The organism is Bradyrhizobium canariense, assembly GCF_019402665.1.
Taxonomy (GTDB): domain Bacteria; phylum Pseudomonadota; class Alphaproteobacteria; order Rhizobiales; family Xanthobacteraceae; genus Bradyrhizobium; species Bradyrhizobium canariense.
Map to the genome: position 1 here is coordinate 86,786 of NZ_VSST01000029.1, position 15,822 is coordinate 102,607.

At 65.0% G+C, this 15,822-nt stretch carries 11 protein-coding genes; 5 read left to right on the plus strand and 6 right to left on the minus strand.

Annotated features, from left to right (window positions below):
- Positions 1-28: 28 nt before the first annotated feature.
- Together FXB41_RS16515 and FXB41_RS16520 are read right to left on the minus strand one after the other, a co-directional pair.
- The gene (locus FXB41_RS16515) at positions 29-2,353 is read right to left on the minus strand and encodes a TonB-dependent siderophore receptor (RefSeq protein WP_219682494.1); all 2,325 of its coding nucleotides are present in this window, start codon (positions 2,351-2,353) and stop codon (positions 29-31) included.
- A gap of 206 nt (positions 2,354-2,559) precedes the next feature.
- The gene (locus tag FXB41_RS16520) at positions 2,560-3,444 is read right to left on the minus strand and encodes a dihydrodipicolinate synthase family protein (RefSeq protein ID WP_219682495.1); all 885 of its coding nucleotides are present in this window, start codon (positions 3,442-3,444) and stop codon (positions 2,560-2,562) included.
- 180 nt (positions 3,445-3,624) lie between these two features.
- On the opposite strand from FXB41_RS16520, the gene FXB41_RS16525 reads away from it, so the two are divergent.
- The gene (locus FXB41_RS16525; RefSeq protein ID WP_219682496.1) at positions 3,625-5,037 is read left to right on the plus strand and encodes an FAD-binding oxidoreductase; all 1,413 of its coding nucleotides are present in this window, start codon (positions 3,625-3,627) and stop codon (positions 5,035-5,037) included.
- A gap of 8 nt (positions 5,038-5,045) precedes the next feature.
- A complete protein-coding gene (locus tag FXB41_RS16530) occupies positions 5,046-5,711 on the plus strand; it encodes a GntR family transcriptional regulator (protein ID WP_219682497.1) in 666 nt (221 codons plus the stop codon).
- A gap of 6 nt (positions 5,712-5,717) precedes the next feature.
- Here FXB41_RS16530 and FXB41_RS16535 read toward each other — a convergent pair whose 3' ends face one another.
- Entirely contained in the window at positions 5,718-5,882 is a 165-nt protein-coding gene (locus tag FXB41_RS16535; RefSeq protein WP_007597654.1) for a hypothetical protein, read from the minus strand.
- Between the two features lie 266 nt (positions 5,883-6,148).
- On the opposite strand from FXB41_RS16535, the gene FXB41_RS16540 reads away from it, so the two are divergent.
- Positions 6,149-8,170, plus strand: a complete 2,022-nt coding sequence (locus FXB41_RS16540; RefSeq protein ID WP_219682498.1) for a YgiQ family radical SAM protein — start codon at positions 6,149-6,151, stop codon at positions 8,168-8,170.
- A 218-nt stretch (positions 8,171-8,388) separates the two neighbouring features.
- Here the strand turns inward: FXB41_RS16540 and FXB41_RS16545 are convergent, their stop codons facing one another.
- Positions 8,389-9,639: an MFS transporter gene (locus FXB41_RS16545; protein WP_219682499.1), complete on the minus strand. Its 1,251-nt coding sequence runs from the start codon at positions 9,637-9,639 to the stop codon at positions 8,389-8,391.
- Between the two features lie 141 nt (positions 9,640-9,780).
- Between FXB41_RS16545 and FXB41_RS16550 the strand changes: the two genes are divergently transcribed.
- A complete protein-coding gene (locus FXB41_RS16550) occupies positions 9,781-10,239 on the plus strand; it encodes an Rrf2 family transcriptional regulator (RefSeq protein WP_007597663.1) in 459 nt (152 codons plus the stop codon).
- A 27-nt stretch (positions 10,240-10,266) separates the two neighbouring features.
- On the plus strand, positions 10,267-10,950 hold the full coding sequence (locus FXB41_RS16555) for a class I SAM-dependent methyltransferase (protein ID WP_219682500.1): 684 nt from the start codon (positions 10,267-10,269) through the stop codon (positions 10,948-10,950).
- A 47-nt stretch (positions 10,951-10,997) separates the two neighbouring features.
- Here the strand turns inward: FXB41_RS16555 and FXB41_RS16560 are convergent, their stop codons facing one another.
- Together FXB41_RS16560 and FXB41_RS16565 are read right to left on the minus strand one after the other, a co-directional pair.
- Positions 10,998-11,801: an outer membrane protein gene (locus FXB41_RS16560; RefSeq protein WP_246648924.1), complete on the minus strand. Its 804-nt coding sequence runs from the start codon at positions 11,799-11,801 to the stop codon at positions 10,998-11,000.
- A 66-nt stretch (positions 11,802-11,867) separates the two neighbouring features.
- Positions 11,868-15,503: an autotransporter domain-containing protein gene (locus FXB41_RS16565; protein ID WP_219682502.1), complete on the minus strand. Its 3,636-nt coding sequence runs from the start codon at positions 15,501-15,503 to the stop codon at positions 11,868-11,870.
- Positions 15,504-15,822 lie beyond the last annotated feature (319 nt).

The window sequence follows — 15,822 nt, forward strand, 5'->3', positions numbered from 1 at the left end:
TCGGCTTCCTCGCGCCACACCGTCATCGCTAGAACTTCACCGTCGCCGACAGGGATATCCTGCGCGCGTCGCCGATCGCGACGTTCAGAGCGTTTCCGGTGGTGGACGTATAGTAGACCTTGTCGAACAGGTTCTTGACGTTGAATTGATAGGTCACCGGCAGATTGTCGATCTTGGTGTCGTAAGTCGCAAAGATGTCCGCGACGGTATAGGCCGGCAGGAAGAACGTGTTGAGGGAGTCGCCCGGTCGGTCACCGACATAGTGCGCGCCGCCGCCGAGCCGCAGACGTCCGGGCAGCGCATCGCCGAAATCATAGACGAGATAGAGCGAAGCCGTGTTCATGGCGGCGTTCAGGAGCTTGGCGTTACCGACAGCGGGATCATTGATCAGCCGGGCATCGGTATACCCATAACTTCCGATCAGGCTCCATTGATCAGTCAGTTTGCCGGTCACGTCCAATTCGACGCCGCGCGACTTGGCCGCGCCAGAGGCGCGCGCCGCCGACTTGCTTCCGCCGATGTCATCCAGCACCAGGACATTCTTCTTCTGGATGTCGTAGACGGCCAGGGTGCCCGACAGCCGCTTGTTGACATCGAACTTCAGACCGGTTTCCCATTGCGTTCCTTCTTCGGGCGCGATGGTGGAGTCGACGACAAAGCCGGAGGTGAACGCTGCGATGACCGATGTCGGCTTCAACGACTGCGTATAGCTCACGTAGTAGGAGAGCTGATCGTTCAGCTTGAAGATGACGCCGCCGAGCGGCAGCACCTTGTCACCCGCCAAATTAGTGTTTGTGATGAAGTTCGGCCGGCCTTTTCCGGCGAGCTGCTCGTATTCCATCCAGCGCACGCCTCCGACCACGGACAGCCAGTTGGTCAGATGGAAGGTGTCCTGAGCGAAGAAGCCGCGGGTGCCGAGCTTGTCAGTCTGTTCGCTGTCCGTTGGCGAAACAGCCGTGCCCGGCGAGATCAGTCCGTAGACCGGGTTGTAGAAATTGAAGCTCGGGGTCGCCTGACGGATCAAGTCGTGGCGATCGATCGTGCGATACAGCGCCTCGCCACCGAACAGGATCTCGTTGCGGAAGCCGCCCACCCAGACGTCACCCTGTAAATAGGAGGTGCCGTAACTGGCGTTGCTCAGCGAGTTCTGGGTGCCGTCATTGCTGCGGGTCTCCACACCGCTCTTGGCGTTGACGCCGGTGATGCGAAGCTGATTGGCGCTATATGTTTCGGTGTTGTAGCTATAGGCCGCCGTGACCTTCCAATTGTCGTCGAGCTTCTGCTCGACCGAGGCCTGCACCAGGTCGGAGGTGCCCCACATGTTGTTGAAGGGCTCGTCGAGCCGGCGCGTCTTCGGGATCGCCAGCGGAGCGCCGTTGACGAACGCGGTGCCGCGGTCGAACGGAGTGATGAATTCGCGGTGCTCATAGGTGAGCTGGACCGTCGTGGTGTCGCCGTACCAGGCGAGCGACGGGTTGACCAGCATTTCCCTGTGGCGGCCGAAATTGCGCCAATAGTCCTCGCTGACGCCGTAGCCGATGAAACGATAGGCGAGACCGCCGTCGCCGATCGGACCGGTGATGTCGAGCGTGCCGTCAGCGCCGCTGCGGTTGTTCGCGAAGGTCGAGCCGAGCAGCGTGACCGAGCCGTGCTGATAGAGCTCCGGACGCTTGCTGATGGTGTTGACGATGCCGCCGGGATCCATGATGCCGTAAAGCAGCGAGGCCGGCCCCTTCAGCACCTCGACGCTGTCGACGGCTGCATTCAGGCTGCGCCCCTGCACCAGGGGCATGCCGTTGCGCATGATCGAGCCGTCGCGGTTGTCGCCGAATCCGCGACGGATCACGGCGTCCTGGGTGCCGGCGAGTGTGTTGGTCTGGGTGATGCCGGAGATATTGACGAGCGCATCGTCGATGTTGCGCGGAAGCTGGTCCTTCAACACTTGCGCAGGGACGACGTTGACGGCCTGCGAGGTGTCGAGCGGCGAGGCGCCGCTGCGCAACGTGGTTGCGCTCGGCATCGCGCGGTAGCCGAGCTTGGCGGCCTGTTGCGCGGCGGCTTCCGCGGCGGCGCGCTCCGAGAGCGTCGGCGCTGCGGGTGCTGGATTGTGATTGCGCTGGCGCGCGGCGGTTTGCGTGCGGCGCGGAGACTGGTCCGATGCACGCGCCGCTTTCGGCCGCGGAGCCGGCGCTTCCACCGTCACCGGCGGAAGTGCGGATTGGGCCTGCGCGGTCGCCGAGCTGGAGAGAAATTCGGCGAGCAGCACGGCCGCTCCAATGAGAAGACCCGCGCGGCTCTCGCCGGCAAGCGTTCGACGGCCGCTGACGCGCTGGCCGTCCAGATAGACACGCACTTTCGATTCACTTCCAAGTCAGACGCAGAAGCTGGCGCGTCTAACAGCCGCTGTTCGTGAAGAGAACCGCAAGCGAACTTGAATCGCTCTAGTGTTGAAGGGTTCTAGATTCCGATCCCGCTGTTCGGCAATCTTCGATTGATTGCGCAGCGAGCGCGACACGCAGCGCGCGAATTTGCGGCAACGTGTCGCGGTTTTGCGCGATCTCACGCGATGGCGGGAGCCGTCAGCTCGTCGAGCTTCCGCTTGAGCACGGTGCCGACGGATAAGGCCCGGAGCGGCGGCCGCACACGCAGCCAGCTCGCATCGCCCGTCTGTGCCGCGAGGATGGCTTTCAGCGTCGTGAGGAAGGATGGCGATTTCACCACGATGTCCACGGCAGCCTGCATGCGTGCTTCGACATCCTTGCCGTCGATCATGGCCTTGACCAGCTCCGGCGCGATGTTGGCCATGCCGCAGATGGTGCCGGCGCCGCCGGCGGCGATCGCGCGGGTGATGTCAACCTCGTTGCCGACGGTGATGGCGAGCTCAGGAGCGGCGGCGCGGAACGCCTGGAACTGCTTGAAGTCGCCGCTGGAGTCTTTCAGGCCTGCAACGACCTTGCCGTGGCGCTTGCGCAGATTCGCGGCGACGCTCGTCGGGATCGCGACACCCGAGATCTGCGGGATATGATAGAGGTAGGCGCGCAGGCGATCGTCGGCGACGCCGTCGAGGATCGCCGCAAAGGCATCCTCGATGCCTTCAGGGGTGACGCTGCGGTCGAAGTAAGGCGGCAGATACAGCGCGTGACGCAGACCGAGGCCGAGCACGGCGCGCGTCAGTGCGATGCTGTCGCTGATCGCGGGGAAGCCGCCGCCGATTCCAATTCGGTCCGGCGCGACGCCGGCCTTGAGCACGGCCTCGATGGTCGCGACCCGCTCGGCGACATTGAACGAGGTACCCTCGCCGGTGGTGCCGAACAGCACGACACCGTCGACGCCCTTGCCGAAGAGTTGCTTGGCGTGGGCCGCGAGCTTGGCGGAGTCCACGCTGCCGTCGGCGGCAAGCGGCGTCGCCGACGCCACCCAGAACCCGCGAATTGCCTCCGTCATCACACCATCCGTTGCTGTGGCTTCGGACCACGCCTCTGATCTCGGACGATCGAACCAGGGGCTTGGCAAGCCTTGTTTTTGCTTTACTTTCCGCCTTGTACCTTACATACAACAAAGGCGCAAATCCTTTCCATCGTCATGGCGCGCATGACACGCAGCCAGATTCCGAGGAGGTCTCGCATGGACATGGTGACCCCCGTCGAGCGGCCCGCCCAGTTGCTTAGCGCCTTGCGCGGCAGGCTCGGCGCCGCAGCCGTGCTTGTTGGCACCGACGTGCCCGCGCGCAATTGCAACGACTGGAGCGCGAGCCTGCCGCAAACGCCGCTGGCGGTGATCCGCCCGGTCGACGCGCAAGGCGTGGCCGACGCGATTCTGACCTGCCGGCAGGCGCATCTGCCGTTCGTGCCGCAGGGCGGATTGACCGGGCTGTGCCGCGGCGCATCGCCTGAAGCAGGCTGGGTCGCGATCTCGCTGGAGCGCATGAGCGGCATCGAGGAGATCGATCATGCCTCGATGACGATGACGGTGAAAGCAGGCACGCCGCTTCAGACGATCCAGAAGGCCGCCGACGAGGCCGGGTTCTTCTTTCCGCTCGACCTCGGCTCGCGCGGCTCCTGCGCGATAGGCGGCAACCTCTCGACCAATGCCGGCGGCAACCGCGTGATCCGCTATGGCATGACGCGCGAGCTGGTGCTCGGGCTCGAAGTGGTGCTGCCCGACGGCACCATCATCACCAGCCTCAACAAGCTGATGAAGAACAATGCCGGCTACGACCTGAAGCATCTGTTCATCGGCTCGGAAGGCACGCTCGGCATCATCACCCGGGTGGTGCTGCGGCTGTTTCCGAAACCGCGCTCGACCATGGCCGCACTCTGCGCGCTCGAGGACTATGCCGCGGTGATCGCGCTGCTCGGCGCCGCGCGAAGCGGGCTCGGCCCGCTGCTGTCGGCGTTCGAGGTGATGTGGCCGGATTACTGGGACGTCATCACGACTCGCGCCGGCGTCAAGCCGCCGGTCGCCGCAGGCCACGGCCTCTACGTGCTGGTCGAAGCGCAGGGCACCGACGAGAGCCTCGACGCGCCGCGCTTCCAAAGCTGGCTCGAAGAGCTGATGGAGCGTGGGCTGCTCGCCGACGCCGCCGTGGCGCAATCGCTGGCGCAGACGCAAAGCTTCTGGCGCGTGCGCGACATCTGCGCCGAGTTCGGCCAGGTGCTGGGGCCGCACATCTCCTACGACATCGGGCTTGCGGTGGCGCGGATGGACGAGTTCGTCACGCGCTGCAAGGCGGCGCTCGCTGATGGCATCGACGGATGCGAGAGCGTCTATTACGGCCATATCGGCGACGGCAATCTGCATCTCGTCTCCTGGGTGACCGGCCTTGCCGTCGAGCAGCAGCCGAAGGAAGAGATGGACGCGATCATCTACGGTCTCGTGCGCGAAATGGGCGGCAGCGTCTCCGCCGAGCACGGCATCGGCACGCTGAAGAAGAAATGGCTGGGCCATGCCCGCAGCGAGGCCGAGATCGCGCTGATGCGGACACTGAAGGCCGCGCTCGATCCCGATCATCTGCTCAACCCCGGCAAGGTGATCTGAGAGAGCCGATGCGAACGCTGAAGCTCGATGCACCGAAATCACTCTCGCAGCGGGTGATGCAGCGGCTGCGCCAAGCCATCATCGACGGCGAGTTCGCGCTCGGCGCCGCCATCTCCGAGGAGATGGTGGCAAACTCCTTCGGCGTCAGCCGCACGCCGGTGCGCGAGGCGATGGGCCAGCTGCAGGCGCAGGGCCTCGTGGTGATCCGGCCGCAGGTCGGCAGTTTTGTGTTTACGCCGAGCGCCGAAGACATCACCGCGCTCTGCACGTTCAGGATCGCGCTGGAGCCCAGGGCCGCCGAACTCGCCTTCCACCATGATCGCGCCGGCGCGACCGCGACGATGAGCGAGGCGATCGCGGCGATGGAGCCGGCAATTGCGGCGAGGGACAATGTCGCCTACGGCCGCGCCGATGCCGCTTTCCACGAGGCGCTGTTCGCCCATTGCGGCAACCGCTATCTCGCCGAATCCTATCAGCTCGCATCAAGCCGCGTCGCAGCACTGCGCACCAATTTGACTTCGCCGATCGACGTGCGCACGCGCACGTCCTTCGACGAGCATCGCAAGCTGCTCGATCTGTTCGCCCGCGGCGAGTTCGCCGCCTTCGCGACGCTGATGACCACGCACGTCACCAATTCGGGCGTGGTCTACGCCAAAGCGCTGCAGGTGGATTGAGCGCTGCTACCGCGCGCCTTTCGTGCCGGGCCTATCCAGAAAATCCAGCGCGGTGTTGATCTGTTCGAGCTGGTGTTCGATTTTGTCGCGGTCCTCGACCGTGGGCGCCTTCTCGAGCTGCTCAACCAGCTTCTGCTTTCGAAGCAGCAAGTTCTCTATGACTGTACTCACGGCTCCCCCATTCGCCAGAGGCGAACATCGAGGCGATACTAAACCCCTGGCGCGAGCGCGCGCCAGCCGGGCCGGCGCAAACCCTGCATCAGAATGTTCGCGAGGGCAGTTGGTTCCTGCGTGCGGCCCGAGAAGGTGCACACAGCTGATGGCGGCGCTCGCGAACGGTTAACGCGGTCGCACGCCCGGGCTGCCGGCCACGGAACCGGATCTTTCACCTGCCCGTCGGTTGTATTCGCCGTCCCGGAGTCCTATGCGTATGCGCCATGGACATCCAGATCATCGCCGCCGAAAAGCCCCTGATGGCGCAGGCACGCCCGCACAAGCCGGCGCCGTTCCTCCCGATGAGCCGCGCCGAGATGGATGCGCTCGGCTGGGACGCCTGCGACATCGTGCTGGTGACGGGCGATGCCTATGTCGACCATCCCAGCTTCGGCATGGCCATCATCGGCCGCCTGCTCGAGGCGCAGGGCTTTCGGGTCGGCATCATCTCGCAGCCAGACTGGCATTCGGCCGAGCCGTTCAAGGCACTGGGCAAGCCAAAGGTCTTCTTCGGCGTCACCGGCGGCAACATGGATTCTATGGTGAACCGCTACACTGCGGACCGCCGCATACGCAGCGACGATGCCTATACCGCGGGCGGCGAAGGCGGCAAGCGGCCGGACCGCTGCACCGTCGTCTACGCGCAGCGTTGCCGCGAGGCGTTCAAGGGCGTCCCAATCGTGCTCGGCGGCATCGAGGCGTCGCTGCGCCGGATCGCGCATTACGATTATTGGTCCGACAAGGTGCGCCGCTCGGTGCTGGCCGACGCCAAGGCGGACCTGCTGCTCTACGGCAATGCCGAGCGCGCCGTCGTCGAAGTGGCGAACCGTCTGGCCGCCGGCGAGGCGCCGCGCGAGCTCGACGACATCAGGGGCGTCGCGCTGTTCCGCCGCGTGCCTGAGGACTACGTCGAGCTGCACGCCGACGATCTCGACTCCGCCGACGAAGGCGCTTCGCGGACGAAAGGCTTGACGGTGATCCGGCTGCCGGCTTTGGAGCAGGTCGAGCAGGACAAGGAAGCCTATGCGCGTGCGTCACGCGTGCTGCATCGTGAGAGCAATCCCGGCAATGCGCGGCCGCTGGTGCAGCGTCACGGCGACCGCGATCTCTGGCTCAACCCGCCGCCGATCCCGCTGACCAGCGACGAGATGGACGCGGTCTACGATCTGCCCTACGCGCGCGCCCCGCATCCGTCCTACGGCGACGCGAAGATCCCCGCGTGGGACATGATCAAATTCTCGGTGACGATCATGCGCGGCTGTTTCGGCGGCTGCACCTTCTGCTCGATCACCGAGCACGAGGGCCGCATCATCCAGAACCGTTCGGAAGGTTCGATCCTGCGCGAGATCGAGAAGATCCGCGACAAGACGCCCGGCTTCACCGGCGTGATCTCGGACATCGGCGGCCCCACCGCCAACATGTACCGGATGGCGTGCAAGGACCCGAAGGTCGAGGCGGCGTGCCGACGGCCGTCCTGCGTCTTCCCGGAGATCTGCCCGAACCTCAACACCTCGCATGACGATCTGATCCGGCTCTATCGCAAGGTCCGCGAGACCAAGGGCATCAAGAAGGTGATGGTCGCCTCCGGCGTGCGCTACGACCTCGCGGTCGAGAGCCCCGAATACATCAAGGAGCTCGTCACCCATCACGTCGGCGGTTATCTCAAGATCGCGCCCGAACATACCGAGCGCGGGCCACTCGACAAGATGATGAAGCCCGGCATCGGCGCCTACAACCAGTTCAAGCGGATGTTCGATGCCGCGGCCGAACAGGCCGGCAAGAAATACTATCTGATCCCGTATTTCATCGCGGCACATCCGGGCACGACCGACGAGGACATGATGAACCTTGCGCTGTGGCTCAAGAAGAACCGCTACCGCGCGGATCAAGTGCAGACCTTCCTGCCCTCGCCGATGGCGACCGCAACTGCGATGTACCACACCGGCGTCAACCCGCTGCGCGGCGTGCGGCGCGGCGGCAGCGACAAGGTCGAGGCGATCAAGGGCCTGCGCCAGCGCCGCCTGCACAAGGCGTTCCTGCGCTACCACGACCCCGACAATTGGCCGGTGCTGCGCGAGGCCCTGAAAGAAATGGGCCGCGCCGATCTGATCGGCTCCCGCCCCGACCAGCTGGTCCCCGCGCACCAGCCACCCGGCACCGGCAAGGCCGCCGGCACACGGCGGCCGGTTCGTCCGGACGGCAAGACGCAGCGGTTCACGACCAAGGGCCTGCGGGTGATGAAGTAGCGGACGAGCCGGATCAGGTCCGGTTCAGCCTGCCGCTTTCGTGCCCTCAAAAACAAAAATCTCGAAAACAACCCCATGCACAGTAGCCGGCATGAGCGGGATCAATGGCTTAGGCGCCTTGCTGAGACGTTGATCCGTCCGGACAAAAAGTCGTTGCTCCGTCGGGCAAAACAGGAGCAGGATGCCATCATCGGACGCATTGGCCCGCATCCGGCGTTTCAAGCCGCATCGGCTCGGAGGCGCGACTGGCGCCCCGCCCAAAATGCGCAGATCGCCAATCCCTGCACCAGCGCCGCGGCAACATAAAAGCCGGGCGTGGCGCCCGTACCGGCCGAAAGCCATTCCCGGATCAAACCAAAGACCGCCGGCGCAAATGAATAGGCGCCTTGCGACATCGCAACGATCAGCGCGACCACACGCGGCACGTCGTCCGGAGCGAATTCGAGCTGCGCAATCAGCGGCGGAAGGAACGTCCCGTTGCCGAACCCGAGGCCGAACAAGACAACACCGAGGATCAACAGCGGAATGTTCGTTCCGGCCGCGGCAATGAATGTGATCGTGCCGGCGATTTGAACGGCGTAGCTGGCGCAGGCAACCAGCCGCCGGTCGATGCTTTCAGGCATGAGCCAGCCCAGCAGCGTCCGGCCGGCGATCGCCATGACGCCGATCAGTCCCACCACCGGCCCAGTCCATTGCGCACCGAGCGCAGGCAGCAGCAGCGAGAAGAGATGTGCGGTCAGGCCGATCTGTGCGAACAGCCCCAGGCTCATGCCAGCCGCGAGCGTCAGGAATTTGCGGTCCCGCCAGAGCGGCGATCCCGGCAGCGGCCGTGCGCACTTCGCCGAGACAGTCTCTTCGGCCGGGGCCGCGCCGTCCGGCATCGATCCGGTCTGCTCCGGCGCGCGCGACAGCACAGTGCTCGCAAGCAGCCACACTACCACGACCAAGATCAGGCCGATGGCTGCTGCTGCAACGGCAAACCCAAGCATGGCAATGGCCGCAGCCCAGAGCGGCGAAAAGATGATCCCGCCGACATTTGCGCCGTTATAGGCGACCGCGAGTGCCGCGGGACGACGACGGACGAACCAGGGCGACACGATGGCGTTGACCGCGGCCACGCCCATCGTCACCCACCCTGCACCACTCAACACCGTCGCGCCGAACAATTGCCACGGCGTCGCTGCTATCGCCCATCCAAAGACGCCGACGGCCAGCGACAGCGCCCCGGCCTTTGTGACAGCCGGAATGCCGAAGCGCCGATAGAGCGTCGGCAGATTGGCCGTCACGATCGATCCCGCCAGGAAGTGCACGGTGACGGCCGTCGAGACCAGGGCCAGCGGCCATCCGTGGGCTTCGCGAATGGCACTCAGGAAGATCGGCGGCCCATAGAAGCCGAACCCCAGGCCGAGAACGGCGAGACCGAACGCCGCGGCGACAACGCGCCATCCATAGAACGTTCCGCTTCGCATCGTCGTCAGCCGCCTGAGCTTTGCGACGAGATTCTGCACAGACCTGGCGGCGCGCAGTTCGCTTCCGGTCGAAGCGTGAGATCGGAAGGCTCGCGCCGAAATCGCTTGACCTGAATGAAATCATGTAACATATAAAGTTACATGAAACGAGACAGTCGATTATCGGGCGTGCTGCACGTCCTGCTGCACATGGCACAGCAGCCTGGTCCCTTCACGTCCGAGACCCTGGCAAAAGCAATGGATACCAACCCGGTGGTGATCCGGCGGATCATGGCCGGGCTTCGGGACCTTGGTTACGTCCGCTCCGAAAAAGGCCACGGCGGCGGCTGGACGTTGGCTTGCGACCTCGCGAAGGTGACGCTGCGCGACGTCTACATCGCGCTCGGCAGTCCCTCGCTTCTGGCGATTGGTAACCGGACGGAGGCGCCGGGCTGCCTCGTCGAACAGTCCGTCAATGCCGCCCTCGATCAGGCGTTTGGCGATGCGCAGGCGCTGCTGCTGTCGCGCTTTGGCGAGGTAACGCTGGCGATGCTGGGCGACGATCTGCGCAAGCGCCTCGGCTCGCGAAAGCTTCAGGGCATGAGCGCACATGGCGCGTGATTGGCCCATTTCAGCAAGGACGACATCATGACCGACGTTCAGAACGTGTTTTCCGATCCGCAAGCGGTGGCGAGATACACCGAAGGACCGCCACGGTTCGTCCCCGGCTACAATGCCATGCTGTCCATGGCTGCGATCCTACTGGCCGAGCGCGCGCGTGACGATGCACGGATTCTCGTTCTCGGAGCCGGCGGCGGCCTGGAGCTGAAGGCTTTTGCGCAAGCGCATCGAGCCTGGAGCTTCGATGGCGTCGATCCGTCCGCGGCCATGCTGGGGCTAGCGAGGCAAACCCTCGGATCGTTCGCGCCACGTGCGCGTCTTCATCAGGGCTACATCGACGACGCTCCGGAAGGCCCGTTCGACGGCGCCACCTGCCTGTTGACCCTGCACTTCGTCGATGTCGAGGAGCGACGCCGTATCGCCTCGGAGATCCGCCGCCGGCTCAAGCCGCGCGCGCCTTTCGTGGTCGCGCATTTGAGCGCGCCCAATGGCGAAGAGGAACGCCCGCTGTGGCTCTCGCGATACTCCGCGTACCTCGCCGCGTCCGGCGTCGAGCCGGATCAGGCGGCGGCCGCGCGGAACGCCGTCACCAACCATCTGGAAATCCTCGCGCCCGCGCAGGATGAAGCGATTTTGCGGCAGGCCGGATTCTCGGACCCGACGCTGTTCTATACCGGCTTCACTTTCCGCGGCTGGGTCGCCTACGCCTGAGGCGTCACGGCAACGTTGATGTAGGTATCTGGAAGAAATACTCGGAATCAGTACCACGCGACCACCGGTCCAGGCGCGAACTGGTAGTTGAAGCCGGCCCGCAGGATATGATCGTGGAAGCCGACTGTCGTTTCGTTGGCAGTGCCACTGAAGTAAGTGGCAGAGCCCAGATCGAGATAGAGGTATTCGAGTTTGGCTGACCAGTTGCGGTTGAATTTCTTTTCGATGCCGGCGCCGGCGGTCCAGCCCAGGCGGGTCCGGCTCTCCGAGACTATCGCACCGGCAATCGTCACCGGCGCTCCGACGGGCGCATTGGCACCATCGAACAATTGCGCGGTCAGCGTTGCCTGTGTTCCGAATTTAACCTCTCCGACTGCCAGGCCGCCGGTTGCATAGAGCAGCAGGCTGGGATCGGCCAAAACTCCGGCGCGACCGCGGAAGGTTGCAAACCACGGGAAATCAGTGCTGCTGGTAGTCGTGCCGGTAACCCCAACCAAACCGATCCTGACCGCCGTCAGCGCGTCAGTCGAACGGCCGCTCTCGCCGGTTGCTTGAAGATCGGCCTCGACACCCAGAACCCATCTCGGATCGATCTGCCAGCTGTAGCCGGCCTGGCCACCGCCAAGCCCGCCGTCAGCGTTCTGTCCGATGCTCACGGCCAGCGGTGTGATCGGCAGGACCGTTGCGTTGGAGCGGCCCCAGCTATAGCCGCCGTTCAACCCCGCATAAAATCCCGTCCAGTTGTAGCCGGGATCGACCATCGGCGGCGCCTTGACGTGCGGGCTTGGTACGTTGCTTCCTGGCGCCAGATCGGCAGCCGTCGCGCCCGTTGCAAGCAGCGACACCGCCATTCCAATCACGATCCGATTCATCAAAAACTCCTCAGCACGAATTCCCTGAAAGGCGCTTGGTGCACTTCACCACTGATATCTGGCGATGCCCTTGCCGGCGTAGCTACGGGTGACGCTCGAGAACTCACTCTCGAAGGTGCCGGACAGCGAGAAGCCGTTCAGCCATCTCAGCTCGGCCGCGCCCGTGAGGAGCGCGGCATCGGGCGCCTGCGCGGCGCCATTCACCACGAAACTCGCGCCTGGCAGGGTCTGGAAGGTGGCCGCGACCGCACGATCCGGATTGACATCATGCGCCCACGCCGCACGGCCGCGCAGCGTGAGAACCGCCGTCTCCAGTGCATAGGAGCGATCGGTGCGCAGACCGAGTTCGCCGCGCGCGGCGGTGACATCCCTGCCGGCATAATTCAGCGCAAAGGTGTTGGCGCCGGAGATCGCCTGCTCGCCATAGCCCGACAGGAACTGCGTCGTGAACTGCGCCGCCGCATAAGGCGTGATGCCCATCCAGGGCGTGGCATAGCGATAACCGCCTTCGAGGCGTCCCGACAGCGCGTTGGCGTCGAAGCGGGCCCGCAGATGGTCGGCGCCCGCGATCGTCACCGTGCGATCCGTCGTCACGTCCTGCCAGCCATAGGCGAGTGCGCCGGCAACGTAGGCGTTGCCCATGGTGTGGCGTGCGTAGACGCCGGCCTGGAACAGGTCGGAGCTGCCTCCGCCGAGCCCATTGGCGACGCCAAAGCTGGTGCCGCCGCCGCCGAGCGCGAAGCCGACCAGCGTGTTCGGCGATATCTGATAGTCGGCGCCCGCGGCCACGCCGGCGATGCGGCTGGTCGCGGTGTTCGAACCGATCACCGCATTGCCGTCGGTGGTCTGCGCGCCGCCATAGCCGGCCGCCCACACGCTCCAGCGCCGTGCGAACGAATCCCCGGCACCCCGCGCCTTATCGATTGCCGCGTAGGCGTCCCGACTCGGGTTCGTGCGCGTGGCGGCGCCACCCTCGGCATATCGGGAGGCCCCGTTCACCGGCGCGCCGGCATCGTTGCGGCCGCCGAAGAACGGGTCGAGCATCGCGTTGAGGAACTGGCCCATGGCATTGAAGGTGCCTTGCTGCGCACCGGTGGCGGCTTCGCCGGAGGCCTGCGTCAGCCGGTTGAGGAGATTCTGGCCGGTCGCGTTGAACAGCGTGTTGAAGCCGGTCGAAAGCGAAGCGCCCGAGAGCAGGGCATTGTCGATCCCGGCGGCGACATTCCTCTGGTTGATGTTGGCGAAGCCGGGCAGCGACGGCGACAGCAATCCGGCATCGAGCGTCAGCAGCACGTTATTGCCGGAGTAGGTGACCCGCGCGTTGCGTGCGTAGGCCAAGTTGCTTACCGCGACCGATCCGAACGTCCCGGTCGTGTTCGCCGAACTGAGGATGGTATAGGTCGTGGTCGCCGCGATCCGGCCGGTCAGGTTCACCGCGACGGTGCCGGCGAGCTGCGCGGCGCCTGCGACCACCGTGTTGCTGGCCGATATGCCAGAGACCTGGACCATGTAGGTCGCCGCCGTGGACAGCACCAGATTGCCCGCAATGGTGAGCGTGCCGATCGCGTTGGTGCCCGGCGCCAGCGTGCCGCCGCTGATGGTGGTGTCGCCGACGATGCCAATGCCGCCCAGTGTGCCGCCGGCGTTCACGGTGGTGGTGGAGCTTGCAATCGTGCCGTTCACCAACAGCGTACCGCCATCAACGGTGGTCGGCCCGGTATAGGTGTTGTTGCCGGTGAGGATGGTGGTGCCCGACAATAGGTTGACGGCGCCGTTGCCGACGATGTCAGGCGAGAACAGATAATTCGACGAGGAGTGATTGAAATTGATGGCGCCGATGCCGGCGCCGAACTGGACCGTGGCCGTCGCCAAGGTGCCGGGCGCCGCCGCAGCCGAGCCCGGCGCCGCCCCGATGTTGAGCGCGCCGGTCGAGCCCGCCTGATTGGCGATCACGAACTGGCCAGCGGCGGAAACCGCGCCACCATTCGAGATCGTCAGTGAGCCTGTTCCGGCGTTTCCGATCGTGATGTTCACAAAATTTGTCCAGGACGAACCCGCACCGTCCACGGTGACGCTGCCGTTCGAGCCGCTGCTCTGTCCGATCCCCGTGTTGAGATTGCTCAAGCTGCCGCCATGCATAACCGCAAGTGAGCCGAGCGTGTTCATGCCGACATAGAGGCTATTGACGGTCCATGACGAGCCCGTGCCGTCGATCACGGCCGATCCGCCGCTCCCGCCGGCAGTCAGGCCAAGCACAGCAGTGGCGCCCAGAGCTATGCCGCCATTGGAGAGCATCAGCGTTCCCCGGCCGGCGCCCCCGAGCACGAGCAAATTGGCGGCGAACCATTCCGATCCTGCGCCGTCGACGAGAACAGAACCGCTCGCGCCGGTCGCCGCGCCGACAATGCTGTTGCTGCTGGCGACTTGGCCGGCATTGGTGATCGCGAGTGTACCGATTCCGGCCACGCCGACAGACAAGTTGGCATTTGAGGTCAGGCCGAGGCCCGACCCTGCTCCATCGACCCGAACATTGCCGGTTGAGCCGACGCCGTTGCCGATACTGATAGCGCCTGAGCTCTGCACGAAGGCACCATTTGTGATCGTCAGCGTGCCGGTGCCGGCGTTACCCACGGTCAGCGTGCCGGTGTTGGTCCAGATCGATCCCGCGCCATCCACCGAGGCCGTGCCCGAACCGCCATAGTATCCGAGGAAAACGCCGGTGCTGTTGACATGACCCCCGCCGGAAACGGTCAGCTGGCCAATACCGTCGAGCCCGGCGGTTAGCGTTCCCGTACTCAGGGTTGAGCCGACACCGTCCACCGTGACGTCGCCGTGGACGCCCGCCGCGGAGCCGATCTCGGTGATCGTCGCACTCACCGAGCCGCCCTGCAACACCTGCAATGTGCCGCTGGCGCCCGCACCGACGAGAAGGTTCGCGCCGGCAGCCCAGGTCGAGCCGGCCCCCGTGACCGTCGCCGTACCGGCGCCGAGATTGCCGATGAAGCTGTTTCCGACCGTGATGACGCTGGCGCCGTTGATAACCGTCAGGCTGCCAGTGCCGATGTCGCCGACATTGACGTCGCCAGCATTGATCCAGGTCGACCCCGCACCGGCCACCGTGACACTGCCAGAGCCGCCGACGCCTCCGCCGATCGACGCGTTGACGTCGGCCACGGTACTGCCGCCGGATATCCCGAGGTTGCCGGCGCCAAGACGGCCGATGCTGAGATCGGCCGTATTGTTCCAGGCCGAGCCCCCGGACACGTTGACGCTGCCGATGCTGTTCTGGAGATAGCCGAGGTAGCCGAAGGCGTCGTTCAGGATGCCGCCACCGCCGATGGACAGGTTGCCCGTGCTCACGCCACCCACGAAGGTCTGCTGCGCCGCTGCCGTTCCGCCGTTGATGAATGTGAGATGCGTTGTCGTATCGATTGTGACCGTATCGGTCGCGTTCGGCACCGCCGAGGTATTCCAGTTTCCGGCGGTGAACCAGTCGGTCGAGATGGTGCCGACCCAGACCGGATTGCCGGCGCTTGCGGGGCTGATCAGCGCCAGCGACACCACCGTCAGCGCGGTCGAGCCGATCATCAATGCCATCAACGACGCCGCGCGTGAGGCAAAGCGGCTCCGCGCGGGAGCCAGTTGCGCAGCCGCGTCGCGGTTGAATGAAAGATGCGGCATGCATGACCTCGCACAAATCGAACATCGATCTCGCGCGAACCGGCCCGGCCGTTTGGCGAGACTGAATCGCACTGAAACTTCGCGTGGCATCAATGAGGTATGCGGGGTTTTCTGTCTTGGAACGCAACGCCATTCGCTTCACTCCCAGCGCCCCGCGAGCGCAACAGCGGCGCTCTGATGCAGAACGGCCACGGACGAAAGCCCCTAAAAGCGGCGGCTTCCTGCGCACTCTCGAATGGCACCGGTACAATTGGACTCCAGCGCCAATCGTCGAGATTGAGGCGCTATCCTCCGGCGCCGGCCTTTCGGTTCGGCAATC

Excerpts from the sequence above, each read along its gene's own strand:
- FXB41_RS16555 (WP_219682500.1), top strand. The coding sequence starts at position 10,267 with ATGACCGACGTTCAGAACGTGTTTTCCGATCCGCAAGCGGTGGCGAGA.
- FXB41_RS16565 (WP_219682502.1), bottom strand. The coding sequence starts at position 15,503 with ATGCCGCATCTTTCATTCAACCGCGACGCGGCTGCGCAACTGGCTCCC.
- FXB41_RS16545 (WP_219682499.1), bottom strand. The coding sequence starts at position 9,639 with ATGCGAAGCGGAACGTTCTATGGATGGCGCGTTGTCGCCGCGGCGTTC.
- FXB41_RS16525 (WP_219682496.1), top strand. The coding sequence starts at position 3,625 with ATGGACATGGTGACCCCCGTCGAGCGGCCCGCCCAGTTGCTTAGCGCC.
- FXB41_RS16520 (WP_219682495.1), bottom strand. The coding sequence starts at position 3,444 with ATGACGGAGGCAATTCGCGGGTTCTGGGTGGCGTCGGCGACGCCGCTT.
- FXB41_RS16530 (WP_219682497.1), top strand. The coding sequence starts at position 5,046 with ATGCGAACGCTGAAGCTCGATGCACCGAAATCACTCTCGCAGCGGGTG.
- FXB41_RS16540 (WP_219682498.1), top strand. The coding sequence starts at position 6,149 with ATGGACATCCAGATCATCGCCGCCGAAAAGCCCCTGATGGCGCAGGCA.
- FXB41_RS16560 (WP_246648924.1), bottom strand. The coding sequence starts at position 11,801 with ATGGCGGTGTCGCTGCTTGCAACGGGCGCGACGGCTGCCGATCTGGCG.
- FXB41_RS16550 (WP_007597663.1), top strand. The coding sequence starts at position 9,781 with ATGAAACGAGACAGTCGATTATCGGGCGTGCTGCACGTCCTGCTGCAC.